This is a genomic window from Streptomyces caelestis (assembly GCF_001279005.1).
GTDB lineage: Bacteria > Actinomycetota > Actinomycetes > Streptomycetales > Streptomycetaceae > Streptomyces > Streptomyces heliomycini.
In genome coordinates this window covers 36,370-62,656 of record NZ_LGCN01000194.1, presented here as the reverse complement: position 1 = coordinate 62,656, position 26,287 = coordinate 36,370, and the positions used below count along the sequence as shown (strand labels likewise).

Sequence of the window (26,287 nt, the reverse complement as noted above, 5' to 3'; positions counted from 1 at the left end):
GCGGTCACCTCCGGGTCGCCGTGCGCTGGACCCACAGATTGATGAGGACGGCGCCGAGCAGCATCACGCCGAGGAAGGCCTTGAACCAGTCGGGGTTCCAGCCGGCGTAGACGATGCCCTGCTGCACCATGCCGAACATGAAGGCGCCGAAGACCGGGCCGATCGCGGAGCCGTACCCGCCGGTCAGCAGACAGCCGCCGATGACCGCCGCGGCGATGTAGATGAGCTCCTGGCCCACGCCCTCGCCGGACTGCACGGTGTTGAAGGAGAACAGGTTGTGCATGCCGACGAACCAGGCGCCGAAGCCGACCAGCATGAACAGGGAGATCTTGGTGAAGGTGACGGGGACGCCGACCGCGCGGGCGCTGTCCTTGCTGCCGCCGACGGCGAAGATCCAGTTGCCGTACTTGGTGCGCAGCAGCACCCAGGTGGCGAGGGCGGCGAAGACGAGCCACCACACCACGGTGATCTTCACCTGGACGCCGGCGACGTCGAAGCCGGAGGCGAAGAGCGCCTTGGCCTGGTCGAAGCCGTCCATGTCGCTGATGCTGTCGGTGGCGACGTTGCCGGTGACCAGCTTGGTCACCGCCAGGTTCACGCCCTGCAGGATCAGGAAGGTGCCGAGGGTGACCAGGAAGCTGGGCAGCCCGGTCCTGACCAGCATCCAGCCGTTGAACGCGCCGATCCCCAGGGAGACCGCCAGGGCGACGATCACGCCCATCCACACGTTCAGGGTGAGCTGGTAGCTGAGCATGCTCGCGGTCAGCGCCGAGGTGACGACGGCGACACCGGCCGAGAGGTCGAACTCGCCGCCGATCATCAGCAGGGCCACGGGCAGCGCCATGATCCCGATGACCGACGACTGGTACAGGATGTTCGCCATGGCACTGCCGTCCCGCACCGGCGGCGCGGCGAACAGGAAGAACACCACGACGGCCACGGCGCCGAGGAACACGCCGACCTCGGGCCGGGCGAGCAGACGCAGCGCCGGCGGGCGCCGCACGGTGCGGCCGTCGCCCTGTTTCGGGCCGGGGGCCGGCGGTGGGGTCACCGCCGGCTCAGCCTGTCGGGCCATGCTCATCACCGAGTGCCCTTCGCGGCGTACTCGGAGACCGCGTCGACGTTGGACTCGTCGACGAACGCCGGGCCGGTCAGCACCGGCTGCTCACCGCCGCCGCTGTAGTTGCCGTTGTTCTTGTAGAGCCACAGGCCGTCGACGGCGAGGTAGCCCTGCAGGTAGGGCTGCTGGTCCACGGCGAACTGGATGTCGCCGGCCTCGATCGCCTTGGTCAGCTCCTTGTTGAGGTCGAAGGTGGCGACCTTCGCCTTGCTGCCCGCGTCGCCCACCGACTGCACCGCGGTCGGCGCGAAGGGCGCGCCGAGGGTGACGACGTAGTCGATGGAGGAGTCCTGCTTCAGCTTCGCGGTGATCGTCGACTTCACCGACGGCATGTCGGTGCCGTTGACGTTGAGGATCTGGGTCTCGCCCTCGAAGGTCTCCTTCACCCCGTCGCACCGCTGGGTCAGGCCGACGTTGCCCTGCTCGTGGACGACGCAGACGGCGTTCTTCGCGCCGACCTCGTTCAGCTTCTTGCCGAACGCCTCGCCCGCCACGGACTCGTCCTGGCCGAAGAACTCCAGCAGGTCGAGGTCCTTCCAGTCGCTCAGCCCGGAGTTGAGGCCGACGACGGGGATGCCGGCCGCGTTCGCCTTGGCTATGGCCTCCTTGAGCGCGTCCGGCTTGGCGAGGGTGAGCGCGATGCCGTCGACCTTCTGGTCGATCGCGTTCTGCACCAGGGTGGCCTGGTTGCCGGCGTTCGGGTCGGAGGAGTAGACGAGGTCGATGTTGTCCTTGGCCGCGGCGGCCTCGGCGCCCTTGCGCACGATGTCCCAGAAGGTGTCGCCGGGCGCCTGATGGGTGACCAGGGCGACCTTCATGCGGGGGGTGTTCGCCTTGCCCGCGGAGGCGTCCGCTCCGCCCTCCTCGGACTCCTTGCCGCCGGAACCGCTGGAGCAGCCGGCGAGGGTCAGGGCGGCTGCCGCCGCGACCGCGACGAACGGCGCGATTCTGCGGGAGCGGGTGTGCGAAGAGCGGTCCATCTGTCCTGCACCTCACTGTGCTACGCGGGGAAAGGGCGGGAGTCCGAGGATCCGGTGCCTCGGAAGTCCGGGGTGTGCCATGGAACACGGCGGTCATGCTGGGACGCGATCCAATCCCCAGAACCGTCCGCTGTCAATACTTTGTTAAGACATCATTTCACTAACTAGTCCGAATGTAAGTACAAACTATTGACATCGCCGCCCTCCGAGACCTACACCTGTGAGGCGGCAGGTCCCTGGAATCCACGCCCCCACCGTGGCAGGGCGCCCCTGGACCCGCATCCCCAGCAGTTCGAGGAGCGTCGCTCAATGGCCGTCCCACCACAGTATTTCGACCTGATCACCACGGGTCGCACCGGGGTCGATCTTTATCCACTGGAGACCGGCGTTCCGTTGGCGCGCGTGGAGACGTTCGGGAAATTCCCGGGCGGATCGGCCGCGAATGTCGCGGGGGCCACCGCCCGGACGGGCCGTTCCGCGGCGGTCGTCACCCGCACCGGCGAGGACCCTTTCGACGCCTTTCCGCACGGGGCGCCGAAGGATTTCGGCGTGGACGACCGCCGGGTCGCACCGGTCCCCGCGCGCCCCACCCCGCTCACGTGCTGCGGGATCTTCCCGCAGCACGACTTCCCGCCGTACTCCTCCCGCCGCCCCAAGGCCCCCGACCTGGAGATCCGTGCCGACGAGCCGGACCCGACCGCCGTACGCGCGGCCGGGACCTCCTGGACCACCGGCACCGGCACGAGCGAGGAACCCGGCCGCTCGGCCGCCCTCGCCGCGCCGGAGGCCCACGGCCGCCGCACCACCACCGTCCTCGCCCCGGACCGGCGCCCGGTGTTCCGGCGGGACCCGGGCCAGGCCCGCCCGTACCACCGCGAGGCGCTGCGGCACGCCGCGGTCGCCGTCGGCGACCTCGACGCGTGCGAGGCCGCCACCGGGGGGCGCGGGCCCGGGGCCCGCGCCGAGGCACCGCCGGCGGCCGGGGCGGAACCGGCCGTGGCCGCGCAGGGACCGAAGGGCGTGCTCGCCGTGCACCGCGACGGCACCCGGGCCGAGGCGCCCCCGGCACCGGTCGAGGTGGTCCACGGCCTCGGCGCGGGCGACGCCTTCGGCGGCTCGCCCCGCCACGGTCCGCTCTCCGGCCGGGACCTGGAGCCGGCCATGCGCCACGCCGACGCCGCGGGAGCCGTCGTCGCCTCCCGCCCCGCCTGTTCGTCCGCCACGCCGACCGAGCCGGAGGTCGCGGACCTCCTCGCGCGGGCCGCCTCGCCGGACGCGGCGGGCCTGCCGAGCCAGTCCTGAACGGAGCCCTTCCTTGAACCTCAGCATCCCCGACCTCACCACGGTCCGGGCCCGCAACCCGGAGGCCGTCGCCGAGGCCGCCGCCCGCCGGGCACGGCGCCCGCTGATCGGCGACAGCGGCCGGCTGATGATCGTGGCCGCCGACCATCCCGCCCGGGGCGCGCTCGGCATCGGCGACCGCCGACTGGCCATGGCGAACCGCGCCGACCTGCTGGAACGTCTCTGCACCGCGCTGTCCCGGCCGGGCGTCGACGGGGTGCTGGCCACCGCCGACATCCTGGAGGACCTGCTGCTCCTCGGGGTGCTGGAGGACAAGGTCGTCATGGGCTCGATGAACCGGGGCGGTCTGGCCGGCGCCTCCTTCGAGATGGACGACCGCTTCACCGGCCACCGCGCGCAGGACATCGCCCGGCTGGGCTTCGACGCGGGCAAACTGCTGGTCCGCATCGACTACGACGACCCGGGCTCGCTGGCCACCCTGGAGTCCGCCGCCCGCGCCGTGGACGCCATGGCCGAACGCCGGCTGCCGGTGTTCGTGGAGCCGTTCATCTCGCGCCGGGACGGGGACGGCCGGGTCCGCAACGACCTGTCCGCCGAGGCGGTCACCCGCTCCATCGCCATCGCCTCCGGCCTGGGCGGCACCTCCGCCTACACCTGGCTGAAGCTCCCGGTCACCGACGACGTCGACGCCATGCCGGAGGTGCTGGAGGCCTCCACGCTGCCCGTCGTCCTGCTCGGCGGCGAGGTCGGCGACCAGGAGGCGGCCTACGAACGGTGGGGCAAGGCGCTGCGGCTGCCCACCGTGATGGGGATGGTCGTCGGCCGCTCGCTGCTCTACCCGGCCGAGGGCAGTGTGGAGACGGCGGTCGACACGGCCGTCGGCCTGTTGTGAGGAACCCGTTCGAAGACGGAGGCACGGCATGACACATCACCTTCCCGCGGGCGAGGCCCCCGCCGGCCCCTACGCCGTCGACGTGAGCCCGAAGACCGCCGGCTGGGGGTACTCCAGCCTGCGCGTCCTTCAGCTGCCGCCCGGTGGCTCGCACACCTTCGACACCGGTGACAGCGAGTGGATCGTGCTGCCGCTGAGCGGCGGCTGCACGGTCGCCGCCGACGACGACTTCGGCCATGACACCTTCGAACTCACCGGCCGCGCCAGTGTGTTCGACGGCGTCACCGACTTCGCCTACGTCCCGCGCGACGCCCGCGCGACCGTCGCCTCGACGGATGGCGGACGGTTCGCGCTCACCGGCGCCCGCTGCACCCGCCGACTGCCCGCCCGTTACGGACCGGCCTCCGACGTGCCCGTGGAGCTGCGCGGCACCGGGAACTGCTCACGGCAGGTCAACAACTTCGGCGCGGCAGGCGTGTTCGAGTGCGACAAGCTCATCGCGGTCGAGGTGCTCACCCCGGGCGGCAACTGGTCGTCCTTCCCGCCGCACAAGCACGACGAGCACCGGCCCGGCGAGGAGTCCGTGCTGGAGGAGATCTACTACTTCGAGTTCGCCGGCCACGACGGCACCCCCGGCCTCGGCTACCAGCGGGTCTCCCCGTCCGGTCCGGGCCGCGGGACGGACGTGCTGGCCGAGGTGCGCGACGGCGACGTCGTCCTCATCCCGGACGGCTGGCACGGCCCGTCCATGGCCGTGCCCGGCCACCACATGTACTACCTCAACGTCATGGCGGGGCCCGAGGCCGAACGCGCCTGGCTGATCTGCGACCACCCCGACCACGCCTGGGTCCGCGACACCTGGCCGGACCAGGCCGTCGACCCCCGACTCCCCCTCTACACCGCACCGGAGAGGTCCGTATGAGCGCCGCCACCCGCCGACTGACGACCGCCCAGGCGCTGGTGCGGTTCCTGTCCGCCCAGTACACCGAACGCGACGGCGTGCGCCGCCGGCTCATCGCGGGCACCTGGGGCATCTTCGGCCACGGCAACGTGGCCGGGATCGGGCAGGCGCTCGTCGAGTACGCCGAGGTCATGCCGTACCACCAGGGCCGCAACGAGCAGGCGATGGTGCACGCCGCCGTCGGGTACGCCCGTCAGCTGAACCGGCTGTCGGCGCAGGCGGTGACGACCTCCATCGGCCCCGGCGCCACGAACCTCGTCACCGGCGCCGCCCTCGCCACCGTCAACCGGCTGCCGGTGCTCCTGCTGCCCGGCGACTACTTCGCCTCGCGCGTCGCCGACCCGCTGCTCCAGCAGCTGGAGCACCCGGCCGAGGCCGACGTGTCGGTCAACGACACCCTCCGTCCGGTGTCGCGGTACTTCGACCGGATCACCCGCCCGGAGGCCCTGATCCCCTCCGCCCTGAACGCCGTGCGGGTGCTCGCCGACCCGGCCGAGACCGGCGCGGTGACGCTGGCCCTCCCCCAGGACGTGCAGGCGGAGGCGTACGACTGGCCGGAGGAGTTCTTCGCCGAGCGCGTCTGGTCCGTCCGCCGTCCCGCCCCGGACCCGGTGGAGCTGGCGGCGGCCGCGCAGGCCGTACGGGCGGCGCGGCGGCCGCTGGTCGTCGCGGGCGGCGGCGTCCACCACAGCGAGGCCGAGGAGGCGCTGAAGGCGTTCGTGGACGCCACCGGCGTCCCGGTCGCCTCCACCCAGGCCGGCAAGGGGTCCCTGCGCCACGACCACCCGGCCGACCTCGGCGGCATCGGCCACACCGGCACGGCGGTGAGCGACGGACTCGCCCGCACCGCCGACCTGGTGATCGGCGTCGGCACCCGCTACACCGACTTCACCACCGCCTCCGGCACCCTCTTCCAGAACCCGGACGTGCGCTTCCTCAACGTCAACATCACCGGCTTCGACGCGCACAAGCTGGCGGCGCGCACCCTGGTGTGCGACGCGCGCACGGGTCTGGAGCAGCTGGCCGGGGCGCTCGCCGGCCATCGCGTGGAGCCGTCGTACGAGGCGGAGTACCGGGCCGGCAAGGAGCGCTGGGAGCGGGTCGTCCTGGCCGCCTACCGGGCCGACGACGACACGGCCGTGCCGACGCAGACGCAGGTGCTCGGCGCGCTCGACGCGGTCGTCGGCGACGCGGACGTGGTGATCAACGCGGCCGGTTCGCTCCCCGGCGACCTGCACAAGCTGTGGCGTTCGCGCAGCCCCCGCCAGTACCACCTGGAGTACGGCTACTCCTGCATGGGCTACGAGATCCCGGCCGCGCTCGGCGTGCAGCAGGCCGCGCCCGGCACCCCGGTGTGGGCGCTGGTCGGCGACGGCACCTATCTGATGAACCCGACGGAGATCGTCACCGCCGTCCAGGAGAACCTCCCCGTCAAGCTGGTCCTGGTGCAGAACCACGGGTACGCCTCCATCGGCGGCCTGTCGGAGTCGGTGGGCGCCGAACGCTTCGGCACCGCCTACCGCCACCGGGCCGCCGACGGCTCCTTCACCGGCGCCCCGCTGCCCGTGGACCTCGCCGCGAACGCGGCCAGCCTCGGCATGGAGGTGCTGCGCGCCAAGACCGTGCGGGAGCTGCGGAACGCGCTGGCCGAGGCGCGCGCCTGTGACCGCCCGACGTGCGTGTACGTCGAGACCGACCCCGCCCCCACCGCTCCCCCGGCCGAGGCCTGGTGGGACGTGCCGGTGGCCGAGGTGTCCGCCCGCGAGGCCGCCGCCCGGGCCCGCGCACGGTACGACTCCGAGGTCGCCGGCCGCCGCCGGCACCTGTGAACCCGCCCGCGCCGCTACAGGAAGGTACGTCCATGGCGAAGACCGGTGACCCCGCACGTGCCGCGACCGGACCCGCGCTCAGCACCCTGGACTTCGCTCTGGACCGGGGCAGTCCGGTGCCGCTGTACCACCAGCTCGCACAGCAGCTGGAGGCGGCGATCGAGCAGGGCGCCCTCGCCCCCGGCAACCTGCTGGGCAACGAGGTCGACCTGTCCGTGCGGCTCGGCCTGTCCCGCCCCACCGTCCGCCAGGCCATCCAGTCCCTCGTCGACAAGGGGCTCCTGGTCCGGCGGCGCGGGGTGGGCACACAGGTGGTGCACAGCAAGGTCAGGCGCCCCCTGGAGCTGAGCAGTCTCTACGACGACCTGGAGGCGGCCGGGCAGGAACCGACCACGCAGGTGGTCCGCAACGAGACGGTCCCCGCGCCCCCGGGCGTGGCGGCCGCCCTGCACCTGGCCGAGGGCGGCGAGGTGGTCCTGCTGGAACGCCTGCGCCGCACCCACGGCCGGCCGGTCGCCCTGCTGTGCAACTACCTCCCGCCGGGCCTGCTCGGCCTCGACGGCGCCCGCCTGGAGTCGACCGGCCTGTACCGGATGATGCGCTCGGCCGGCATCACCCTGCACAGCGCCCGCCAGACCGTCGGCGCCCGCGCGGCCACCGCTGCGGAGGCCGGCCGGCTGGACGAGAAGGAGGGCGCCGCCCTGCTCACCATGCAGCGCACGGCCTACGACGACACCGGCCGGCCGGTGGAGTACGGCACCCACGTCTACCGTGCGTCCCACTACTCGTTCGACTTCCAGCTGCTGGTCAGACCGTGAGGCGGGGGCCGTTCAGCGGGCCGCGTCCAGCCGGGCCCGCTGCTCCGCCGGCAGTTCCGGGTCCACCGCGGCCAGGTCCTCCTCCCCCTGCGCGAGTGACGACACTCCGGCCGGCGGGAGGACCGGCAGCTCGTGGCCGATCTGCCGGGCCGGCACGGTCCGGCCCGGCGTCGCCCCGGTCTCCCGGGCGACCTCGTGCAGCACGGCGAGGCGAGCGGGGGTGCCCGGGTGGCCGTAGTCGGCGGGCAGGCGTTCGGGGCGGGCGCAGGCGCCCTCGAGCAGCGGCGGCAGGCGACCGGGGTCAGGGCGGGCTCGGCCCGCAGGCAGCCGGCCGGTTCCGCGCCCGCGTGACCGAGGCCGCCGTCGGGGAAGAGGTCGTCGGGGAGGTCGGTGCGGGGGCGCAGACAGCTGTGTGATCCCTCCCGTTTCCGTACCCCGTCGTCGGGGCACGGACCGGGAGTCCTCCGCTCGGAGAGCGCTGCAAGTCAAGCGCGTTGGCGGCACGTCGAGGCGGAACGGAAACCGATCCTCCTCGCGATTCGTCCTGGACGACGAGTCGAGCGGACGGGAAACCAGGTGGAGCGAGCAGTGGCGGCGACCCGAGGGACGTGGGGCCGGTGGGCGTGGGAACGGGGGCGGGTACCCGCCGCTCTCGCGGTGCTGACGGCAGGGCTGCTGGCGTTCCACCGGGTGGTGCCCAACTCCACGGGCCGGGTGGGCAGTCTGCTGGAGACGTTCCTGCCGTGGCTCGGCCTGGTGATCGTCGTGCTGTTCGGCTGGGCCCTGCTGCGCCGTTCGGCCACCGCGCTGGTGGCGCTGCTCCTGCCGACGGCGGCCTGGACCCACCTCTTCGGCGGACTGCTCCTGCCCGTCGGGGAGTCCGGTCCGCACGACCTGATCGTGGTGCAGCACAACGTCAGCGACGAGAACACCGATCCGGCCGGCACGGCCCGCGCGCTGGCCGACGCCGGGCCCGATCTCATCGCGCTGCAGGAGCTGGTGCCCCCGGCACTCGCCGTGTACGAGAGGACGCTCGCCGCGGACTACCCGTACCGCGCGGTCCGGGGCACCGTCGGGCTGTGGTCGAGGCATCCGCTCTCCGGCGCCCGTCGCCTGGACATCAAACCGGTGGGCGTCGCGGATCCCTGGAGTCGCGGCCTGCGGGCCGCGGTCCACACGCCGCACGGCGAGATCGCGGCGTACGTCGCGCACCTGCCCTCGGTTCGTGTGGGGGTGAGCGGGCTCGCGTCCTCCCGGCGCGACGAGAGCGCCGGTCTGCTGGGCGAGGCCCTCGCCGCCGAGCCGCTGAAGACGGTGATCCTGCTGGGCGACCTCAACGGCACGGCCGACGACCGCGGGCTGGCCCCGCTCACCTCACGGATGAACGTGGCGCAGCGGGGCTTCGCCCTCAGTTTCCCCGCCGCCCTCCCCCTGGCCCGGATCGATCAGGTCATGGCCCGCTCGGCGACCGTCGCCCACCTCCGCACCCTGCCCGCCACCGGCAGCGACCACCTGCCGGTCGCGGCGCGGGTCACACCGCGCTGAGAGGGGACCGGAGCTCCTCACGGGACACGCCGCCTCGGACGACCGCCCGTGCCGACCGGCTCCGCCGTGTTCCGCCCGCACATGGGTGGCCGGGCCGGCGGCGGACCCCGGTCAGGGCCAAGACGCCGGCCGGGCGGCCGTTCCACGTCTCGTATACGACCGAGGGTTCCCGGCTGCCGCCAAGGACGCGAGACCGGCGGCCGCGCCGCGGCGGACCCCCGCCGGATCGCCCGAGCCGTCGAGCGCGAGCCGAAGCGGACCCCGTACCGGCCCGACGTGGTCGACGGCCGTCCCGTCGGCGCCGGTCCGGCTCCGGACGATCGGCCGACGTCACGTGTTCGGGTTCACGGGCCACCGGGGCGCCCCGGCCGGCGGGACGTCCGGCGGTTCGTCGCCGGCCGTCGTCCCGGCGCCGACCGTCTCGGCCTGCGGGAACCCCCGACAACGGCATTTCGGCCACTCTTCGGCCCTCCCGTCCGATTCGGACGTCTTGCCGGGACGCCGACCGGGTATTGCTGCTTAGCATGGCCGTAACACGCGCGCCTCCAGCACCTGGTTCACCGCGGCCGTGCCCAGCCCCGGCGGACGGGATGTGTGGCGGAGGCTCGCGGAGCGGGAAACGGGGGAGCAGGGGTGGGACATTCGCTCGCGGAGTCGTGGCGCGTACGGATCCTGGACGCGCGGGGGACACCGGCCGGCGCGGGGGTGCTCGTGACCGGCGGCAGGGTGGTGACCTGCGCGCACGTCGTGGAGGGGGCGCTCGGTGCCGATGCCGGGGACCCTCGGGAGGCGGAACTCACGGTGGACTTCCCCGGCTCCCTCGCGCCCGGCGCCGGGCCGGTGCGCGCCGGGGTCGCGCCCCGGGGCTGGGCCCCGCCGGACGAGGAGCGGGCCGACGTCGCGGTGCTCGACCTGTACGGGGACGCCCCGGTCGACTGCCGGCCCGCCGGGCTGCGGCCGTGCGGCCCCGCCCGCGACCGGATCGTCCGGGCCTTCGGGCAGGTCGCCGGCGCGCCCGCCGGACTGTGGCTGCGGGCACGGCTGGTGGGATCGGGCGGGCTGAGCCCCGAGTGGATGCAGCTCGAGGCGGCGAGCGAGGCCGGTGACCGGTTGCGGCAGGGCTACAGCGGAGCGGGAGTCGTCGACGCATCCGGGCACGTGATCGGCCTGGTGGTCGCGGAGGACACCCGCGCGGAGCGCCGTACCGGCTGGCTCATCCCGGTCGAGGTCGTCGTACGGTACTGCCCCGATCTCGCGGACGCGGTGACCGGCCCCGCCGCCGGAGCGGACGGGGCCCCGGGCGCCGACGGGCCCCACCCGTACCGGCCGTACGGCGACCCCGGCCTGGAAGACGTCCTTCCGCCGCCCTGGCCGGCCGGCGCCGAGCGGGATCTCGCCCGGGTGCTCGTGAAGGTGCGGAGCTTCGCCGATCCGCACCGCCGCGAGCGGGTGCTGCGGGACGCCGGGGACCACATCGCCTTCCACGTCGAGCGCACCGGGGTCCTGATCAACGACGCCCGGGCGGTGCTCGGGCTCTGTCTGGAGTACGAGGACGGCATCGACCGGTTCGCGGCGGCGTTGCGCTGGTACGAGCCGGACTCGCTGCCGATGCGGGAGTTCGACCGCGAGGTCGCCCGGCTGCGTGCGCGGAGGTCCGACGGTGGAGCCGCCCGATGAGCGGCTCCCGCGATCCGTACTGGGCGCTGGCCAACGAGATGGCCCGGCTCCAGCGCTCGTCCGCGGACACCGCCTCGGCCCGGCGGGCGGCGCTTCGACGGGTCGCGTCGGAATGCGGGGCGGCACCGCGCTCGCCCGAGAGCAACACCGTGGAGGCGCTCGCCCTGGAGCTGGCCTACTGCGCCGACCATCCGGGCGGGCTGTCCGTCTATCTGGAGGAGTTCTCCCGCGGCCACCAGAAGACGACCAGCTGGCAGGCGGTGGAGCGGCTGCAACGGCAGCTCTTCCCCCCGGAGCTCCTGGAGCGGCACCACCGCCTGACCCTGTGCGAACTCCTGGAGTCCTGCGAGCAGGCGTCCCGGTTGCGCCCCCTCGCCCTGCGCGTCCTGCACGAGACCGGCGCCGGCCCCGTCTCCCCGGCGGACTGGGGGTCCGGCCGGGGACACGACGAACGGCACGACGAGGTCTCGGCTCTGCTGGCGGTCTTCGAGGACCTGCCGTACGGCTGGGAGAACGAGCCGCACCCCCTGCTCGTCTTCGTCGAGACCGTCGCCGTCCTGGAGGACACCCCGCTCCGGGCCCGGCTGCACGCCTGGAGCGGGCGGGTCGCCCCCCGTCTGGGCTGCCGCAGTCCGCTGCGGCTGACCCGGCTGCGCGACGAGGTGGCCGCCCGGGCCGGCCGGCCGCTCTCCCCGTACCGGCTCCTCGTGGAGATCACCGCGCGCACGCCCGTGCCCGACCTCTACACCGTGCGGTCCTGGGTGGTGCCGCCCGGCCCGGACGGGGCACGGCCGTACGGCGAGCCGGCGCAGCTGTCCTCACGGGCCGCGATGGAGGACGAGGTCGCGGGCCGCTATCTGTCCTGCGTGCAGGAGCTCGGAGAGCTGAGCGCGGGAATGGTCGTCGAGTTCCTGCTGCCGAGGCCGCTTCTGTGGCTGCCGGTGGACCAGATCACGGTCCGGCCGCCGGACTCGGTGGCCCGTCCGATCGGCGCCGACCACACGGTCCTGGTCCGCAGCCGGGACCGGTGGGCGAAGCCGCACTGGCGTCCGCGGCTCCACGCCCGGTCCGACCTCCTCACCATCGCCCCGGAGACCGCCTTCGAGTCGGCCGCCGTGCGCGTGGTGCCGTACGGCGAGCGGCTGCGGCCGGTCGAGCTGCTCCGGCAGCTGCGTCACGACCGCGAGCAGCTGGGCTGGCTGTTCCTCGAACCTCCTCCGTACACCGGTGGTTTGGAGGGGGACGCGGTCAACGTGCTGCTGGAGATGGGGATGCCGGTGATCGTGGCGGTGCGCGAGGTGGGCGGCCATCCGGAGGCGGAACGAAAAACACGGAAAGTACTGGCCGGCAGGCTCATGGAACTGCCCGAGCGGGTAAGGATGCTGAGGGGGGAAGTGGGGCCGGACGCGGAGGCCTTCTCCGTTCTGGACCTGCATCGGCACATCAGCCTAGTGTGGGACGGTCGTGACGGACTGGAGGGGGCGGACTCCGCACTGGGGCATCCGTCGACCGGGGGTGGCTTGCCATGAGCGGGACCGTGCACCGTGTGAAGGGCGGCGCGAACGGTGCGGACGGGACCGACGGATCCTCCGTCCCCGGCTGGTGGGTCTTCCGGGACACCGGTGAACACCGCTCACCGCGGGACGAGGTGCTGCCGAAGCTTCCCCCGCCGCCGGCCTGGCGCCGTTTCCGGCCGGAGTCCGAACGCGGTCCGCTGGACGTGCCGCTGCCCGCCGACGACCGGCACACCCGGCGCCGGCTCGGCAGGCGGCGCGGCGGCACACTGGACCCGAAGGTGCTGCACGTCGTCAACGCCGCGATCCATCTGCGCCGCCCTCTGCTCGTCACGGGCGCGCCGGGCACCGGGAAGTCCTCCCTCGCCCACCAGATCGCCTCCGAGCTGGGGCTGGGCAGGGTGCTGTGGTGGCCGGTGGTGAGCCGCACCACGCTCCGCGACGGTCTGTACGACTACGACGCCATCGGCCGGGTCCAGGACGCCCCGCAGCCGGGGCACCGCTCCCCCGCCGAGAAGGGCCCGCTGCCCGGCATCGGCCGCTACCTCACGCTCGGACCGCTGGGGACGGCCCTGCTGCCGTGGCGGCGGCCCCGGGTGCTCCTCGTCGACGAGCTGGACAAGAGCGACGTGGACCTCCCCAACGACCTGCTGCACATCTTCGAGGAGGGCGAATACCACGTCCCCGAGCTGGAGCGGCTCGCCCAGTCGCGGCGCCAGGTGGAGGTGGCCACCGCCGACCACGACCACCGGGTCACCGTGACGGCGGGCCGGGTGCGCTGCGCCGAGTTCCCCATCGTGGTGATCACCAGCAACGGGGAGCGCGACTTCCCACCCGCCTTTCGCCGCAGGTGTCTGGAGGTCCGGATGCCCGCACCGGACGGGCAGCGGCTCGCCGCGATGGTCGCCTCCCACTTCGGCGGGGCGCTCGACGAACGGACGCGTGAGCTGGTGCGGGAGTTCGTGGAGCAGCGTGGCGACAGCGCCGACCTCGCCATCGACCAGCTGCTCAACACCGTGCACATGCTCACCAACGGCGCCGCCGAGGCGGACGACGCCTCCTGGCTGCAACTGCGCGACGCCCTCTGGCGGAACCTGTCCTCGGACACCTCACCATGACCGGACCCGAGGGCTCCGCAGGGCCCACGGCCCGGGAATGGGCGGAGGCGATCTGGCTCGCGGAGGTGATCGGGCAGCGGGAGGGGCCGCCGGGCCCCGCCCGGGCCGCGGACGACCGGGACACGGACGACCGGGACACGGGCGACCGGGGCGCCGACGGCCACGAGACCGGCGCGGTCCCCGGCAGTCCTTCCGATGTCCCTCCCACGCCGGAGGACACGTCCGAAGCGGCGGACGGCGGCGCGGGAACGGGAACGGACCCCGGGACGGGCCCCGGGGGCGGAACGGCGACGGCGACGGCGCACGGTCCCCCGGGCGCCGGCGCCACCGGCCCGGCCGTCCCCGACGGCCCGCTGCCCGCCCTCCCCCGGATCTCCCACACGCTCTCCACCGGCCGGGGGTCCGTCACCGGTGAGGAGTTACCCGGCGCGCTCCGCGACGCCCGGGGCCTGGCCCGGGCCCTGCGGCCGCTCAATCGCCGGCTGCCGGGCGGCGCCCGACGACGGGTGCTGGACGAGGAGGCGACCGCGGTACGGGCGGCCGAGACCGGCCAATGGCACCCGGTGCTCACCCGGCCACCCGACCGCTGGTTCGAAGTGGCCCTCGTCGTGGAGCGCAGCGTGTCCATGACGGTATGGCAGCCGGTGGCCCACGCGTTCGCCGAACTGCTGCGCAGACAGGGCGCGTTCGCCGACGTACGACTCTGGTCGCTGGACACCCGGGACGGCAAGCACGCGGTGCTGCGCTCGGCCGACGGGGGGCTTCGGCACAGCCCCGCCGAACTGTTCCATCCGGACGGGCGCCGGATCGTCCTGGTGATGAGCGACTGCGTGGGCGACGCCTGGGCGGGCGGGGCCGCGCCCCGGCTGCTGCACACCTGGGGCAGACGCGCGCCCGTCGCGGTGCTGCAGCCGCTTCCGACCCATCTGTGGGACCTCTGCGACGGCGTGCCGATGGACCTGCGGGTGCGGGCCTCCGCGCCGGGACTCCCCAACTCCCATCTCGAACTGCTGCGGTACGGCCGGTGGGAGCGCCCCCGCGACAGCGGCCCGGCCGATCCGCTGCCCGTCCCCGTACCCGTGCTGGAACTGGAACCCGGCTGGTTCGCGGGCTGGGCCCGGATGGTGACCGGGGGCGCTCTGCCGTGGGCCGAGACGACCTCGCTGCTGGTGGACGAGCAAGGGCTCACGCCGCACTGTCTGCCTCCGTTCACCTGGGAGGAGCGGCGCAGTCCGGTGCCGCCGGACCTGGCGGTGCGGCGGTTCCTGCAGCACGCCTCCCCGGCCGCGCGGCGGCTGGCGGCCCGGCTCGCGATGGTGCCGCTGCGGCCCGAGGCGGTGGAGGCGGTGCGGCGGGGTCCGGTGGCGGCCGGCGGACCGCTGCCGTTCGCGGAGATCCTGCTGGGCGGACTGCTCACGTTGCGCACCACGGCCGCCCTGGGGCGGACCGGCGAGGAGCACATGTTCGAGTTCCTGGACGGGGTGCGTTCCCGGCTGCTGCGCGGGCTGGGCCGCACCGAGCTGCTGCGCGCGCTCCAGGAGACCTCCGCGCTGGCCGGACGTGCGGTCGGGGCCCGGCCGGACCTGTTGCGCACCGTGATCGGCAGCCGGGAGAAGCCCGACGCGGACACCCTCACCGATATGGACCGCGAGCTCCTCGACGCCGCGGGACCCGCGCTCAGGGCGCTCGGTCCACCCTATGGTGCGGTTTGGGACCCGGTCCGGGGGGCGACTCCGTTCGGTCCGGTCACCACCGGGGAAGAGGTGACGGCGGAGGAGGACCCGGCACCGGCCCCGGCGGGGGGAGCTCCGGCGGCCGTCGCCTCGCGGACCGGCGGGCCCGCGGACGGCGGGACGGGTGGAGAAGGAGACGGCGCTCCCCCCGGAAGCGGGGCAGGAACCGGAACCGACCCCGGCTCCCCTCAGGACAACGGCACAACGCCCCCGAACGCAAAGGACACCACCACCATGGAACCTCCAGCGGCGGGAGGCACCGCACCGGGTGTCACGCCCTCCGGCCCCGGCGACGCCGGCCCCAAGGGGCCGGCCCCTTCCGGCCAGTCCCGCTCACCCCGTTCCGTCCCCCTGCCCAATCCGCACTTCGCCGGGCGCGAGAGTGAACTGGCAGAGCTGCACCGGAAGTTGGGAGTGAGTACACGGGCCGCCGTCCTGCCGCACGCACTGCACGGCCTCGGGGGGGTCGGCAAGACGCAGCTCGCCCTGAAGTACGTCCAGCTGCACCGGCACGAGTACGACCGGGTGTGGTGGATCGACGCCGAGCAGCCCGCGGTGATCCGCGCCCAGCTGACCATGCTGGCACCGGAACTCGGCCTGGTGCCGGACCCGCAGAGCGACACGGTGGCGCGTGTGCTGGCAGCGCTGGCCTCGGGCACGCCGCACAGCCGCTGGCTGCTGGTGTTCGACAACGCGGGGCAGCCCAACGAGGTCATCCCCTACCTGCCGTCGCTGATCGGCGACTCCGAGGGGGCCGGACGCATCCTCATCACCTCGCGCCACGCCGGCTGGTCGGACCGGGTGCTCACGACCAAGGTGGACGTGTTCACCCGCGCCGAGAGCCTGGACTTCCTGCGGGCGCGCGCCCCCTGGGCCGGTCCGGAGCAGGCGGACCAGCTGGCCGAACTCCTCGGCGATCTGCCGCTCGCCCTGGAGCAGTGCGCGGCGCTGCAGCGGCAGACCGGCATCGCGGTACCGGACTTCCTGACGATGATCGAGCGGCGCCGGGCCGAGGTGCTGGCCGAGGGGGTCGACTCGATCACCCTGCCGGTGGCCGTGGTGTGGCGGGCCTCCATGGAGACGCTGGCCGCGCAGACGCCGGGCGCGCTCGAACTCCTGCGGCTGCTGGCCTTCTTCGGGTCCGAGCCGGTGGCGCTGGACTTCCTGCACGACGCCAGGATGCTGCCGTTGCCCCCGACGCTCATGCGGCTCGCCCGCGACCCCCTGTCCCGGGGCCGCGCCATCCGGGCGATCAACCAGTTCTCGCTGCTCACCGTCGACAACGTGGCCGGGACGGTGCAGATGCACCGACTGGTGCGAGCGGTCCTCCAGGACGAACTGTCCGCCCAGGAGCAGAGCGAGACGCGGCACCTGGTGCACCAGGTCATCGCCGCGCACGACCCGGGCGACACCCAGCGGCCCGAGCACTGGCAGAACTACGCCGACATCCTTCCGCACCTGGAGCCGACGAAACTGCCCCGCTGCGAGGACCGGCACATCCGGGACACCGCGATCAACATGATCTCCTACCTGCTGGCGCGGGGCGTGCTGCGGGGAGCGGCGCAGCTCGGCGAGCGGATCAGCACGGACTGGCAGTCGTTCCTGGGCGCGGACGACCTCCAGACCCTGTGGGCGATGCGGCACTGGGCGAGCGCGCACTGGCAGCTGGCCGAGTTCGCCCTCTCGCGGCCGCTGAGCGAGGAGGTGCTGCGCCGGCTTCGGGAGACGGTGGGCGACGACCACGAGTACACGCTCACGGCCGCCGGAGTACTCGCCGCCGACCTGCGGACGGCGGGCCGGTTCGCGGACGCCCTGGAGCTGGACGAGGACGCGTACCGGCGCAGCGTGAACGTCTACGGGGCGGAGGACCCGTTCACCCTGCGGGCCGGGCACAACTACGGGGTGAGCCTGCGCGTCAACGGGCGTTACGGGGAGGCCCTGGACCTCGACCGGCGCGTCCACCACGACCTCCGCACGGTCCTCGGCGCCACCGCGCTCTCCACCCTCTTCTCCGTCAACAACGTGGCCCGCGACATGCGCGAGTGCGGCGAGTACGCGGCGGCTCTGGAACTCCAGGAGCAGACGCTCGCGCAGTACCGCACGCAGTACGGCGACCGGCATCCGCACACCCTGCGGGCGATCAAGAACATGTCGGTGACCTGCCGCAAGGCCGGTCGGTTCGACCTGGCGCGGACGCTGGCCGAGGAGGTGCTCGACCTGTACCTGGCGATCCTCGGGCCGATGCACATCGACACGCTCGCCGCGTTCGCCAACCTCGCCAACGACCTGCGGCTGACGGGCGACGCGGAGGCCGCCGAGCGGCAGGGCGCGCAGGCCCTGGAGCGGTATCGGACGGTGCTCGGCGCCGAGCACCCGCTGACGCACGTGGCGGCCGTCAACCACGGGGCCGCGCTGCGCGCGGTGGGCAAGTTCCCGCAGGCGTTCCGGCTCGACCAGGAGACCGCGCCCGGCCTCGAACGGGTGTTGCACGAGACGCATCCGTGGTCGCTGCTCGCGCACGTCAACCTGGCGACGGGACTGGCCAAGACGGGCGAGCACGAGGCGGCGCGGGACCTGGGCGAGCGGTGCGCCCGGACCCTGGAGGAGCGCTACGGGGACCGGCATCCGGCGACCCTGGCCGCCCTGCGCAACGTGTCGCTCGACCTCGTGTCCTGCGGGGAGGAGGAGCGGGGCGCGGAGCTGCTGGCCTCGGTGGTGCGCCGCTACCGGGAAACCCTGGGGGGCGACCACTGGGAGACGCTGTCGGCGGAGGCCGGACGACGCGCGGAGTGCGACATCGAGCCGCCCCCGCTGTGACGCTCCGGCATCCGTGGGGCCGTCGCCCGCGCCCCTGGGCCGGGCGGCGGCCTCACGGGAGCGGGCGGCGGTCCCGCTCCTCCCGGCGGTCCCGCTCCTCCCACGAGGCGAGGACGGTGCGCAGGGCGCCGAGCAGCCGCCGGCCCTCCTCCGTCGTCCAGTCGTCGTGGGCGGTGAGGGTGGCGAGGGCGGTCGCGGCGGTGCGCCGGCCGTGCTCGTACGGCCGCCGGGCGGCGGGGTTGCCGAGCCGCAGTTCGGTGTGCCAGAAGCCGGCCGTGACGAGGAAGGCGGAGCTGCCCTGCAGCAGCGCGGCGGGTGGGCGGGGCCGATCGCTCCAGGGGACGGCGGCCCGGGCCCCGGGCGGGGAGTCGAGCAGTTCGACGAGGTCCATGGCGGCGTAGAGCAGCGAGTGCTGGGTCTCGTGGACGAGGTCCGCGGCGAGTTCGGCCGGGTCGTCGACCGGGGAGAGCGCGGCCAGTCCGGTCGCGTCGCCGAACGAGGCGCTGCGCCAGCCGGTTCCGTCCTCCTCCGTGAGCGGCACGAGCACGCGCAGCACCTTCGCGACCGTCCCCGCCCGCTCGGGGTGGCGTTCCGTCAGCAAGCGCCACGTGCCGTCGAGCCGGCGGGCCCAGCCCGTGTGCTCGGCGGGCGACAGGGGGCGGGGCGGCAGGGGCGCGGGGCCGCCGAGCCGCAGCGGGTCGAGGGTGTCGAGCCGTACGGCGGCCCCGCCGCCGAGGCGCAGCCGCGGCACGGGGAACCAGCCCCCGGCGCCGTCGGGCCCGGCCGCCGGAGCACCGTGGATCGGTACCGGCCGCTCCCCGTCCCGTAGGGCCGCGGCGCCGCTCCCGTCGCACAGGACGGTGGCGGCGCCGGGGCCCGGAGCCGGGAAGAGGACGGCGCCGAGCCCGGGCAGAACGAGCGCCGTACCGTCCGCGACCGGCACCCGGATCCGGAAGCGGAGCCCGGCGCGGAGGGCCGCCGCGGCGGCGAGGCGGGCGAGTCCGGCAGCGGGTTCGCCCTCGGTGCCGCCCGCGGCGCCGTCCTCGGGGGCACGGGGAGGGGCGTGCCGCGCGAGCCAGGCGCCGGCCTCCGGGTCACCGAGCAGTTCGGCGAAGACCTCCGGCCGGACGCGTCGGACCTCCGCGAGCAGGGCCACGGCCGCCGCCCAGTGCGGGTCGGCCCGGTGACACCGGTGGGCGACGCGGAGCAGCAGGAGGTTGCGGTTGCGGCGGGCGGTGCGCAGAGCGGCGAGGGCCGCCGGACCAGGGGTGCCGGCCGCCAGGGACTCCCAGAAATCCTGCCGGGAGGCACGCGGGGACAGGGACCGGGAGCTCATCCGCGGTGCTCCGCCCCCCGGCGGTCCGGAATCCGCCCCGCCTCCGCCGTCACCTTCGTCACCGCCTTCGCCGTCGTCGGGAGGTCGGCGGCGACGGTCCGTGCCACATGGCCGATGAACCGGGCGAGATCGGGGCAGTACACGGACGGGTTGTCGTGACCCATGCCGCCGGATCCCGCCCGGTAGCGGTGCGGATAGTGGCCGCCACCGCACACGGCGACCAGCGGGCAGGCCCGGCAGTCGGCGCAGAGCCCCGCCCGGCCGGCCTGACGGGCCGCGACGCCCGGGTGGCGGAGCAGCGCGTCGAACGGGTCACGGTGCACGCTGAGTCCCGTCCGGTCGGCCCCGTCGTAGGTGGTCTTGAGATGGTCGGAGAGCGTGAGCGAACCGTCGGTGTCGATCACGGCGAGCCGGCTCGGGCCGCCGCCGATCACCTCGCTGCCGGAGGCGCCGCCGAGCAGCAGGTCGATCACCGACTCGAAGAGGGTGATGCGCGGCGCCCGGCCCGTGCTTCCGTACCAGCGGTCGAAGACCTGGGCGAGCCAGTCGGCGTACGGGGTCCGGGCCGGGTCCGGGACGCGGCCGGGCGGGGGGACGGTCCAGTTGCCGAGCGGCAGGATGAGGGTGAGGGCGGGCGGATCGTACGAGAGCAGGTGGTCGTACGTGGCGAGCGGGTCGGTCGAGGGGTCGACCGTGGTGAGCAGTCCGCTCCAGAGCGGACGGTGCTCGGGGCGGGCGAGGAGTTCCAGCGCGGCGGCCACCCGGGCGTGGCTGCCGCGGCCGGCCGGATCGCGGCGGTACCGGTCGTGAACGGCGGGTGGGCCGTCCAGGCTGACTCCGATCCGGATGTCCTCTGCGTGGCAGAGCCTCAGGACCGTCTCGCCGAGGAGGGTGCCGTTGGTCTGGAGGGCCACCTCGGCACGGGTGCCGGCGGGCAGCGCGGCCCGCAGTCCGCGGACGAGCCGGGCGAGTGACTCCCCGTCCGCGAGCAGGGGTTCGCCGCCGTGCAGGATCACCCGGACGGAACGGAGGGCGTGGCGGCGGGCGTGCTCGGCGATCCGCAGGACGAGCCGCCCGGCCGTCGCGGGGGCCATTGCGACCGGCTGGGTGCGCCAGCCCCGGTCCTCGCTCTCGTACACGTAGCAGTAGCGGCAGGCGAGGTTGCAGCGGCTGTGCACCTTGACCAGGAACTCCCGGAACGGGAGCGGCGGCCCGGACCGTTCGGGCACGGTCACACCGGGTGGTCGTCGATGGGCACGGCGGACGAGTTGTAGGCGGCGAGCGGAGCCTCCTCGGCCGTCAGCCGGTCGAGGACACGCCGGGCGGCGCGGGCGAGCACCGGATTCGGCGCGTCGAGGAGCTCCTCCAGCGGAAGCCCCGCGAGATCAGGGATGTCCGGGATGTCCGGGGGGCGGGGAACCCCGGGGAGATCCGGCGGGTCCGCCGGGTCCGCCCGGTCCATCGGTTCCGGCGCCCCCGCGGGCGGTACGACGTCCGGACCTCGCTCGAGTGGACCGGCCCTCATGCACTCCCCCTGTCGCGCGCGTGTCCCACGGCCCGCCCGCCTCCGGTGTCTCCGCGCTCCGTCGTGCGCGGAGCCGTGCGGGCTCCTCTCCATGTCATGGCCACCCATCGCCCCCGCCAAACAGACGGCCGATTCGTCGATGGCGTGATCGAGACGGCGCGGCGCGTGATCGAGGCGGCGCGGCGATGGCGCGGGCCCGCCCGCCCCTGGGCCACAATACGTGCGACGCGGCCCGAACAACCAGGGAGCTCCGATGAGTTGGAAGCGAAAGACCACAGGCCCTCGCTCCACCGCCGATCGCCCTCTGCCACGGTCCGCGGCCCGGCTGTTCCCCTCGCCGGGGGCATCGGCCGACCCGCTGTCCCGCTGGATCGTGCCGGCCCTGCTGATCGGCGCGGTGGCGGGACTGGGCGCGGTGGCGCTGTTCGGACTCCTGCATCTGTGCACCGAGTTACTCCTCCAGGACATCGCCGGATTCCGCCCGTACCGGACCTCCGCCGAGGGCGGCTTCCGTGAACTGGTCCCGTCCGAGCGCCCCTGGGCCGTCCCGCTGGTGGCCGCCGGGGGCGCGCTCGTCGCCACCGCGTTGGCCCTCTGGCTGGCCCCCGAGGCGCGCGGGCACGGGACGGACGCCGCGATCGCCGCCGCACACCACGATCCGTGCGGGATGCGCGGCCGGACGACCGTGGTGAAGCTCATCGCCTCGGCACTGACCATCGGTTCCGGCGGTTCGGGCGGTACGGAGGGGCCCGCCGCGCAGATTTCGGCGGCATTCGGCTCGGTGATCGCCCGCCGTACCGGCATGTCCCGGCGACAGGCCCGCACCGCCCTGGTGATCGGTCTCGCCTCGGGCGTCGGCGCGATCTTCCAGGCCCCGCTGGGCGGGGCGCTGCTCGGCGCGGAGCTCCTGTACCGCAGGGAGACGGACGCCCGGGTGCTGCCGAAGGCGCTCGTGGCCGCCTGCGCGGGCTGGCTGGTCTTCGGCGCGTGCTACGGCTTCGCCCCCGTCCTCGGGCGGCACTCGGCGGACGGACCGGGCTTCGGGGCCGGCGACTTCGTCCTGATCGCCGTGACCGGGCTGCTGTGCGGGCTGGCCGGCCGGCTCTACACCGGCGCCTTCTACGCCGTGCACCTGCGCACCGAGGAGCGCGTCCGGTCCTTACCGGCCCGGATCGCCGCCCCGGTGGCCGCCGCCCTGTTCGTGGGCGTCCTCGGGCTGCTGGTGCCCGGTGTCCTCGGGACGGGTTACGGCCTGATGGAGGCGCTCACCGACCGCGAACTCGTCGCCGGGCTCCCCGTGGTGCTGTTGCTCGCCATCCCGCTCGCGAAGATCGCGGGCACGGCCCTGACCGTCGGTTCCGGCGGCTCCGGCGGCATCTTCGGACCGTGCATGGTCGTGGGCGCGGGGACGGGCGCGCTCGCCTGGCGCCTCGGCGAGGCGCTGTCCCTGCCGTCGGCCGGACCGCTCCCGTACGTGGTGGTGGGCATGGCGGCCTGCCTGGGTCCCGTGGCCAACGCGCCGCTCGGGGTGCTGGTCATGGCGACGGAGATGGTCGCGGACGCCTCCCTCCTGGGGCCGGGCATGCTGGCGGTCCTGTGCGCGTCGGCGGTCACGGGGCGCACGACGCTGTACCGGAGCCAGCTGGAGCGTCGGCCGCGGGAGACGGCCGAGGAGCAGGACGAGGCGACGGAGAGCCGGTCCGGGACGGTGCACACCTCGAACCCGGTTCCGGCGGCGGCCCGGACTCCGGTCCGGGAGTCCGGGCCGCCGCCGGAGCCGAAGCCCGCACCCGTGGCCACCGGCGAGGCGACGGTGGCGGCCGGCTCCACGACGGGCCCGGCGGCGGCCGACCCGGCGGCCGAGCCCGTCGTCGGCCCCACGGTGCCGTCGGCGGCTCAGCCCTCGCCGTCCGCCCCGGCCTGCGCGCCCGACTGACCCCCGGCCGCGTCGTCCCCGTTCCCGCCTCCGGCCGGGGGCGCTTCGTCCTCCTCGGGCCGTCGGCGCCGCTCACCCCGCTCCCAGACCACCTTGACCTTGAGGTGCCCCTCGACCCCGGTACGGGCGATCACCGCACCGGTCTCCACGTTGAACTTCACCCCGAACTCGAGCTCCACCGTCGACGGCGGTGCGGGCAGCGACACCATCCGCTCCAGCGTCCGCCCGGCCATCTGCCGGACCTGGTCGAGCCCTTCCTCGAACCGTCCCGCCGCGACGTCCACGGCACCGTTCCCCGACCGGTCACGGCTCCGGGCCCGCACGATCTCCGGGTCCTGGTCCTCGAAAGCCACGTACACCGCGGCGTCCCCGTCGCCGAGTCCGAACCGCGCCAACTCCTCCGGCATGTCCCCTCCGCCCGCTCCGGACCGGGCCGCGCGCCCGGCGGCGCCAGCCTACGGCGCGAGGCGCCGGAACACACCGGCGCGGACCGTCCTCGACTCCCTCGCCGGACAGGCCCGACGGAGCAGCGGGCCATGAAGAACCGGGCACATCGGTTCCGGGACCGGGGGCACAGACGGTCCGGGAACGACTGAGGGCCATTCCAGACCTTCGCTGGAATGACCCTCGGACCACGACTTCGCAAAGTCGGGACGACAGGATTTGAACCTGCGACCCCTTGACCCCCAGTCAAGTGCGCTACCAAGCTGCGCCACGTCCCGGTGCGATCGCGTGGGGTGAATCCGCGTGATCGCGCGAACAGCACTTTACCCCACGCCCCCGGGGCGACCCGAATCGGGCCGGGCGCGGGACAATCGGCGTATGGGCAGCACGGAGAGCACATCCTCGGGCCGGACGGCCACCGCGCGGGACCGGGACGGTGAGGGGCGGGCGCGCAACGCCCGGCCGCGGGACGGGCTCGGGCGGCCCCTGCCGTACGGCGCGCCGGGGGTGCCCCGGCAGCCCGAGGGGGTCGTGCGGCGGCCGGAGGAGAGCGTCGCGGAGGCGCAGCGGCTGCTGGACGAGGGGAAGCCGTTCCACGCCCACGAGGTGTTCGAGGACGCCTGGAAGTCGGGGCCTGAGGAGGAGCGCGAACTGTGGCGGGGGCTGGCCCAGCTCGCCGTGGGGCTCACCCACGCCGCGCGCGGGAACGCCACCGGCGGGGCGCGGCTGCTGCGGCGCGGGGCCGGTGCGGCGGAGGCGTGGGCCACGGCGGGGGGCGGGCGCCGGCCGCACGGGATCGACCTCTCCGGTGTGATCGCCTGGGCCCGGACCCTGGCCGCCGAGGTGGAGGCGGGCGCTCCGGTGGACGCGGGGGCGCGGGCGCCCCGGCTGCGGGGGACCGTCTCCTGACGGAGGGACCGGGTGCGGTGCACGCGCTGTCGGTGGCGTGCGGCAGACTCGGGGCGTGCGAGAGATTCATGTCATCGGTATCGGCGCGGGCGACCCCGACCAGCTGACCCTGCAGGCGGTCAAGGCCATGCGGAGCACGGACGTGTTCTTCCTCCTGGACAAGGGCGAGGCGAAGGCGGACCTGACCCGGCTGCGCAGGGACATGCTCGACGCGCACCTGCCGGAGGGCGCCTACCGCGTCGTCGAGGCGCGCGACCCGGAGCGGGACCGGGCTGCCGGAGGTCCGGCCTACTCGCCCGCCGTCGGGGACTGGCGCAGCGCCCGCGCGGACCTCTACGAGCGGATGATCTCCGAGGAACTGGATGAGGACCGGACCGGGGCGTTCCTGGTGTGGGGCGATCCGGCGCTGTACGACAGCACGATCGGCATCCTCGAGGAGGTCCTGGAGCGCGGCCGTGTCGCCTTCGCCTACGACGTCGTACCGGGCGTCAGCAGCGTCTCGGCCCTGGTGGCCCGGCACCGCACGGGGCTCAGCCGGGTCGCCCGTCCGGTGCAGATCACCACGGGCCGGCGGCTCGCCGAGGGGTTCCCGGAGGGCGTGGACGACGTGGTGGTGATGCTCGACGCCCACCAGGCCTTCCGCGCGTACGCCGACCAGGACGTCGACATCTACTGGGGCGCCTACATCGGCACGCCGGACGAGATCCTCGTCTCCGGGCCGCTGGCCGAGGCGGCTCCCCGCATCGAGCGGCTCCGTGCGGAGGCCCGCGAGCGCAAGGGCTGGATCATGGACACGTATCTGCTGCGCCGCAGGCCGGCCGAGGGCTGAGCGGCCGGCCGGGTGTGCCGGGCCGTCGGCACGGCCTGCCGGTCACGGCCTGCCGGGGGGTGTCCGCTCGGCGCGGGCCCCGGGACGCCGCCGGCGGCGGTCACACCGCACGGCGGGGGCGGACGGCGCACCACGACGGCCCGGAAGCCCGGGCCGCGGACCTCGGTGAAGCCGACGATCGACCGCGTCCCGCACGGCCGGGCTCGAGGCGAGCCGTCCGGCTCAGGGCCGGGCGAGGGCGTCCAGTCGGCGCAGGGCCGTCGGCACGTCCTCGACCGCCGTGACACCGTCCGGCAGCGGCGGGCGGCGCACCACGACGACCGGGAGGCCGAGGTCGCGGGCCGCGGTGAGTTTGGCGGCGGTCGCCGTGCCGCCGCTGTCCTTGGTCACCAGGACGTCGAGGCGGTGCTCGCGCAGCAGGGCCGTCTCGTCGGCCACGGTGAAGGGGCCGCGGGCCAGCAGCACGTGCGTGTGCGGCGGCACGGGCGGCTCGGGGGGCTCGACCGACCGGACGACGAAGCGCAGGTCCGTCAGGTGGGCGAAGGCCGCGAGACCGAGGCGGCCGGTGGTGAGGAGGACCCGGTGCCCGAGCCGGGGCAGCAGGTCGGCGGCCGCGTCCAGTGACGGGACCGGGTGCCAGTCGTCGCGCGGGCCCGGTCGCCAGCCCGGTCGGCGCAGGACCACCAGCGGCAGTCCGGTCGCGCCGGCGGCCCGGGCCGCGTTCGCCGTGATGGCCCGCGCGAAGGGGTGCGTGGCGTCGACCACCGCGTCCACGCGCTGCTCGCGCAGCCAGTCCGCCAGCCCCCGCGCGCCGCCGAAACCGCCGACGCGCAGCTCGCCGGCGACCGCGCCCGGCCGTCTCACCCGTCCGGCGAGGGAGGTGGTCACCCTGGTTCCGGGGCGGGCGGACAGCTCGCCGGCCAGTGCGCGTGCCTCGGTGGTGCCGCCGAGGACCAGGACGTGGGGGGACATGGCGCCGAGGGTACGGGGCCCGGACGCCGT

General features: G+C 74.6%; 20 protein-coding genes, 1 tRNA gene and 1 pseudogene. 13 read left to right on the top strand and 9 right to left on the bottom strand.

Going from position 1 to position 26,287, the window contains the following annotated elements; translation table 11 throughout:
* Positions 1-4: 4 nt before the first annotated feature.
* Entirely contained in the window at positions 5-1,081 is a 1,077-nt protein-coding gene (locus tag ADK41_RS17215) for an ABC transporter permease (RefSeq protein WP_030831152.1), read from the bottom strand.
* Positions 1,081-2,100: a sugar ABC transporter substrate-binding protein gene (locus ADK41_RS17210; protein WP_030831149.1), complete on the bottom strand. Its 1,020-nt coding sequence runs from the start codon at positions 2,098-2,100 to the stop codon at positions 1,081-1,083. The genes ADK41_RS17215 and ADK41_RS17210 overlap by 1 nt, the downstream gene beginning before the upstream one ends.
* Before the next feature lie 309 nt (positions 2,101-2,409).
* Between ADK41_RS17210 and ADK41_RS17205 the strand changes: the two genes are divergently transcribed.
* The 5 genes from ADK41_RS17205 to ADK41_RS17185 are packed head-to-tail and all read left to right on the top strand — an operon-like array spanning position 2,410 to position 7,902.
* On the top strand, positions 2,410-3,402 hold the full coding sequence (locus ADK41_RS17205; RefSeq protein WP_030831146.1) for a PfkB family carbohydrate kinase: 993 nt from the start codon (positions 2,410-2,412) through the stop codon (positions 3,400-3,402).
* Between the two features lie 13 nt (positions 3,403-3,415).
* Positions 3,416-4,294, top strand: a complete 879-nt coding sequence (locus tag ADK41_RS17200) for a Cgl0159 family (beta/alpha)8-fold protein (RefSeq protein ID WP_030831144.1) — start codon at positions 3,416-3,418, stop codon at positions 4,292-4,294.
* A gap of 28 nt (positions 4,295-4,322) precedes the next feature.
* Positions 4,323-5,216 (top strand): 5-deoxy-glucuronate isomerase, encoded by an 894-nt coding sequence (iolB, locus tag ADK41_RS17195; RefSeq protein ID WP_030831142.1) that lies wholly within the window; start codon positions 4,323-4,325, stop codon positions 5,214-5,216.
* Positions 5,213-7,084: a 3D-(3,5/4)-trihydroxycyclohexane-1,2-dione acylhydrolase (decyclizing) gene (iolD, locus tag ADK41_RS17190; RefSeq protein WP_030831139.1), complete on the top strand. Its 1,872-nt coding sequence runs from the start codon at positions 5,213-5,215 to the stop codon at positions 7,082-7,084. The genes iolB and iolD overlap by 4 nt, the downstream gene beginning before the upstream one ends.
* A gap of 32 nt (positions 7,085-7,116) precedes the next feature.
* Positions 7,117-7,902, top strand: a complete 786-nt coding sequence (locus tag ADK41_RS17185) for a GntR family transcriptional regulator (protein WP_030831136.1) — start codon at positions 7,117-7,119, stop codon at positions 7,900-7,902.
* Positions 7,903-7,914: 12 nt separating this feature from the next.
* Here the strand turns inward: ADK41_RS17185 and ADK41_RS17180 are convergent.
* Positions 7,915-8,315 (bottom strand): annotated as a pseudogene (locus tag ADK41_RS17180) (aldo/keto reductase); the annotation flags it as partial.
* 175 nt (positions 8,316-8,490) lie between these two features.
* Between ADK41_RS17180 and ADK41_RS17175 the strand changes: the two are divergent.
* From ADK41_RS17175 to fxsT, 5 genes are all read left to right on the top strand, one after another.
* Complete coding sequence (locus ADK41_RS17175; protein ID WP_199821882.1) at positions 8,491-9,447, top strand: endonuclease/exonuclease/phosphatase family protein; 957 nt, start codon at positions 8,491-8,493, stop codon at positions 9,445-9,447.
* A gap of 633 nt (positions 9,448-10,080) precedes the next feature.
* A complete protein-coding gene (locus ADK41_RS17170; protein ID WP_051843363.1) occupies positions 10,081-11,124 on the top strand; it encodes an effector-associated domain 2-containing protein in 1,044 nt (347 codons plus the stop codon).
* Positions 11,121-12,653, top strand: a complete 1,533-nt coding sequence (locus ADK41_RS17165) for a hypothetical protein (protein WP_030831125.1) — start codon at positions 11,121-11,123, stop codon at positions 12,651-12,653. The genes ADK41_RS17170 and ADK41_RS17165 overlap by 4 nt, the downstream gene beginning before the upstream one ends.
* Positions 12,650-13,756, top strand: a complete 1,107-nt coding sequence (locus tag ADK41_RS17160; RefSeq protein ID WP_030831122.1) for a MoxR family ATPase — start codon at positions 12,650-12,652, stop codon at positions 13,754-13,756. Before ADK41_RS17165 ends, ADK41_RS17160 begins: the two co-directional genes overlap by 4 nt.
* The gene (fxsT, locus tag ADK41_RS17155) at positions 13,753-18,306 is read left to right on the top strand and encodes an FxSxx-COOH system tetratricopeptide repeat protein (RefSeq protein ID WP_030831121.1); all 4,554 of its coding nucleotides are present in this window, start codon (positions 13,753-13,755) and stop codon (positions 18,304-18,306) included. The genes ADK41_RS17160 and fxsT overlap by 4 nt, the downstream gene beginning before the upstream one ends.
* A 52-nt stretch (positions 18,307-18,358) precedes the next feature.
* On the opposite strand, the gene ADK41_RS17150 is transcribed toward fxsT, so the two are convergent.
* The 3 genes from ADK41_RS17150 to fxsA are packed head-to-tail and all read right to left on the bottom strand — an operon-like array spanning position 18,359 to position 21,167.
* Entirely contained in the window at positions 18,359-19,642 is a 1,284-nt protein-coding gene (locus tag ADK41_RS17150; RefSeq protein WP_030831119.1) for an aKG-HExxH-type peptide beta-hydroxylase, read from the bottom strand.
* Positions 19,639-20,871, bottom strand: coding sequence for an FxsB family cyclophane-forming radical SAM/SPASM peptide maturase (locus ADK41_RS17145; RefSeq protein WP_234318936.1), 1,233 nt, complete (start codon positions 20,869-20,871; stop codon positions 19,639-19,641). The genes ADK41_RS17150 and ADK41_RS17145 overlap by 4 nt, the downstream gene beginning before the upstream one ends.
* A 2-nt stretch (positions 20,872-20,873) precedes the next feature.
* Entirely contained in the window at positions 20,874-21,167 is a 294-nt protein-coding gene (fxsA, locus tag ADK41_RS41715) for an FxSxx-COOH cyclophane-containing RiPP peptide (RefSeq protein ID WP_158717692.1), read from the bottom strand.
* Between the two features lie 253 nt (positions 21,168-21,420).
* Here fxsA and ADK41_RS17135 point away from each other — a divergent pair, with 253 nt between their 5' ends.
* Positions 21,421-23,103: a chloride channel protein gene (locus tag ADK41_RS17135; protein ID WP_078662070.1), complete on the top strand. Its 1,683-nt coding sequence runs from the start codon at positions 21,421-21,423 to the stop codon at positions 23,101-23,103.
* Here the strand turns inward: ADK41_RS17135 and ADK41_RS42525 are convergent.
* Positions 23,064-23,510 (bottom strand): CU044_2847 family protein, encoded by a 447-nt coding sequence (locus ADK41_RS42525; RefSeq protein WP_063756573.1) that lies wholly within the window; start codon positions 23,508-23,510, stop codon positions 23,064-23,066. The genes ADK41_RS17135 and ADK41_RS42525 overlap by 40 nt on opposite strands.
* Positions 23,511-23,751: 241 nt before the next feature.
* Positions 23,752-23,825: transfer RNA gene (locus ADK41_RS17125), tRNA-Pro, on the bottom strand.
* A 100-nt stretch (positions 23,826-23,925) separates the two neighbouring features.
* Between ADK41_RS17125 and ADK41_RS17120 the strand changes: the two genes are divergently transcribed.
* Both ADK41_RS17120 and cobF read left to right on the top strand, forming a co-directional pair.
* Complete coding sequence (locus tag ADK41_RS17120) at positions 23,926-24,456, top strand: DUF309 domain-containing protein (protein ID WP_030831108.1); 531 nt, start codon at positions 23,926-23,928, stop codon at positions 24,454-24,456.
* Positions 24,457-24,511: 55 nt separating this feature from the next.
* Positions 24,512-25,285, top strand: coding sequence for a precorrin-6A synthase (deacetylating) (gene cobF, locus ADK41_RS17115; RefSeq protein ID WP_030831106.1), 774 nt, complete (start codon positions 24,512-24,514; stop codon positions 25,283-25,285).
* Between the two features lie 222 nt (positions 25,286-25,507).
* Here the strand turns inward: cobF and ADK41_RS17110 are convergent, their stop codons facing one another.
* Entirely contained in the window at positions 25,508-26,257 is a 750-nt protein-coding gene (locus ADK41_RS17110) for a cobalt-precorrin-6A reductase (protein ID WP_030831103.1), read from the bottom strand.
* Positions 26,258-26,287 lie beyond the last annotated feature (30 nt).

Coding starts and splice junctions, on each gene's coding strand:
- ADK41_RS17205 (WP_030831146.1), top strand. CDS start 2,410: ATGGCCGTCCCACCACAGTATTTCGACCTGATCACCACGGGTCGCACC.
- ADK41_RS17165 (WP_030831125.1), top strand. CDS start 11,121: ATGAGCGGCTCCCGCGATCCGTACTGGGCGCTGGCCAACGAGATGGCC.
- ADK41_RS17120 (WP_030831108.1), top strand. CDS start 23,926: ATGGGCAGCACGGAGAGCACATCCTCGGGCCGGACGGCCACCGCGCGG.
- ADK41_RS17135 (WP_078662070.1), top strand. CDS start 21,421: ATGAGTTGGAAGCGAAAGACCACAGGCCCTCGCTCCACCGCCGATCGC.
- ADK41_RS17185 (WP_030831136.1), top strand. CDS start 7,117: ATGGCGAAGACCGGTGACCCCGCACGTGCCGCGACCGGACCCGCGCTC.
- fxsA (WP_158717692.1), bottom strand. CDS start 21,167: ATGAGGGCCGGTCCACTCGAGCGAGGTCCGGACGTCGTACCGCCCGCG.
- ADK41_RS17215 (WP_030831152.1), bottom strand. CDS start 1,081: ATGAGCATGGCCCGACAGGCTGAGCCGGCGGTGACCCCACCGCCGGCC.
- iolB (WP_030831142.1), top strand. CDS start 4,323: ATGACACATCACCTTCCCGCGGGCGAGGCCCCCGCCGGCCCCTACGCC.
- fxsT (WP_030831121.1), top strand. CDS start 13,753: ATGACCGGACCCGAGGGCTCCGCAGGGCCCACGGCCCGGGAATGGGCG.
- ADK41_RS17160 (WP_030831122.1), top strand. CDS start 12,650: ATGAGCGGGACCGTGCACCGTGTGAAGGGCGGCGCGAACGGTGCGGAC.
- iolD (WP_030831139.1), top strand. CDS start 5,213: ATGAGCGCCGCCACCCGCCGACTGACGACCGCCCAGGCGCTGGTGCGG.
- ADK41_RS17110 (WP_030831103.1), bottom strand. CDS start 26,257: ATGTCCCCCCACGTCCTGGTCCTCGGCGGCACCACCGAGGCACGCGCA.
- ADK41_RS42525 (WP_063756573.1), bottom strand. CDS start 23,510: ATGCCGGAGGAGTTGGCGCGGTTCGGACTCGGCGACGGGGACGCCGCG.
- ADK41_RS17150 (WP_030831119.1), bottom strand. CDS start 19,642: ATGAGCTCCCGGTCCCTGTCCCCGCGTGCCTCCCGGCAGGATTTCTGG.
- ADK41_RS17210 (WP_030831149.1), bottom strand. CDS start 2,100: ATGGACCGCTCTTCGCACACCCGCTCCCGCAGAATCGCGCCGTTCGTC.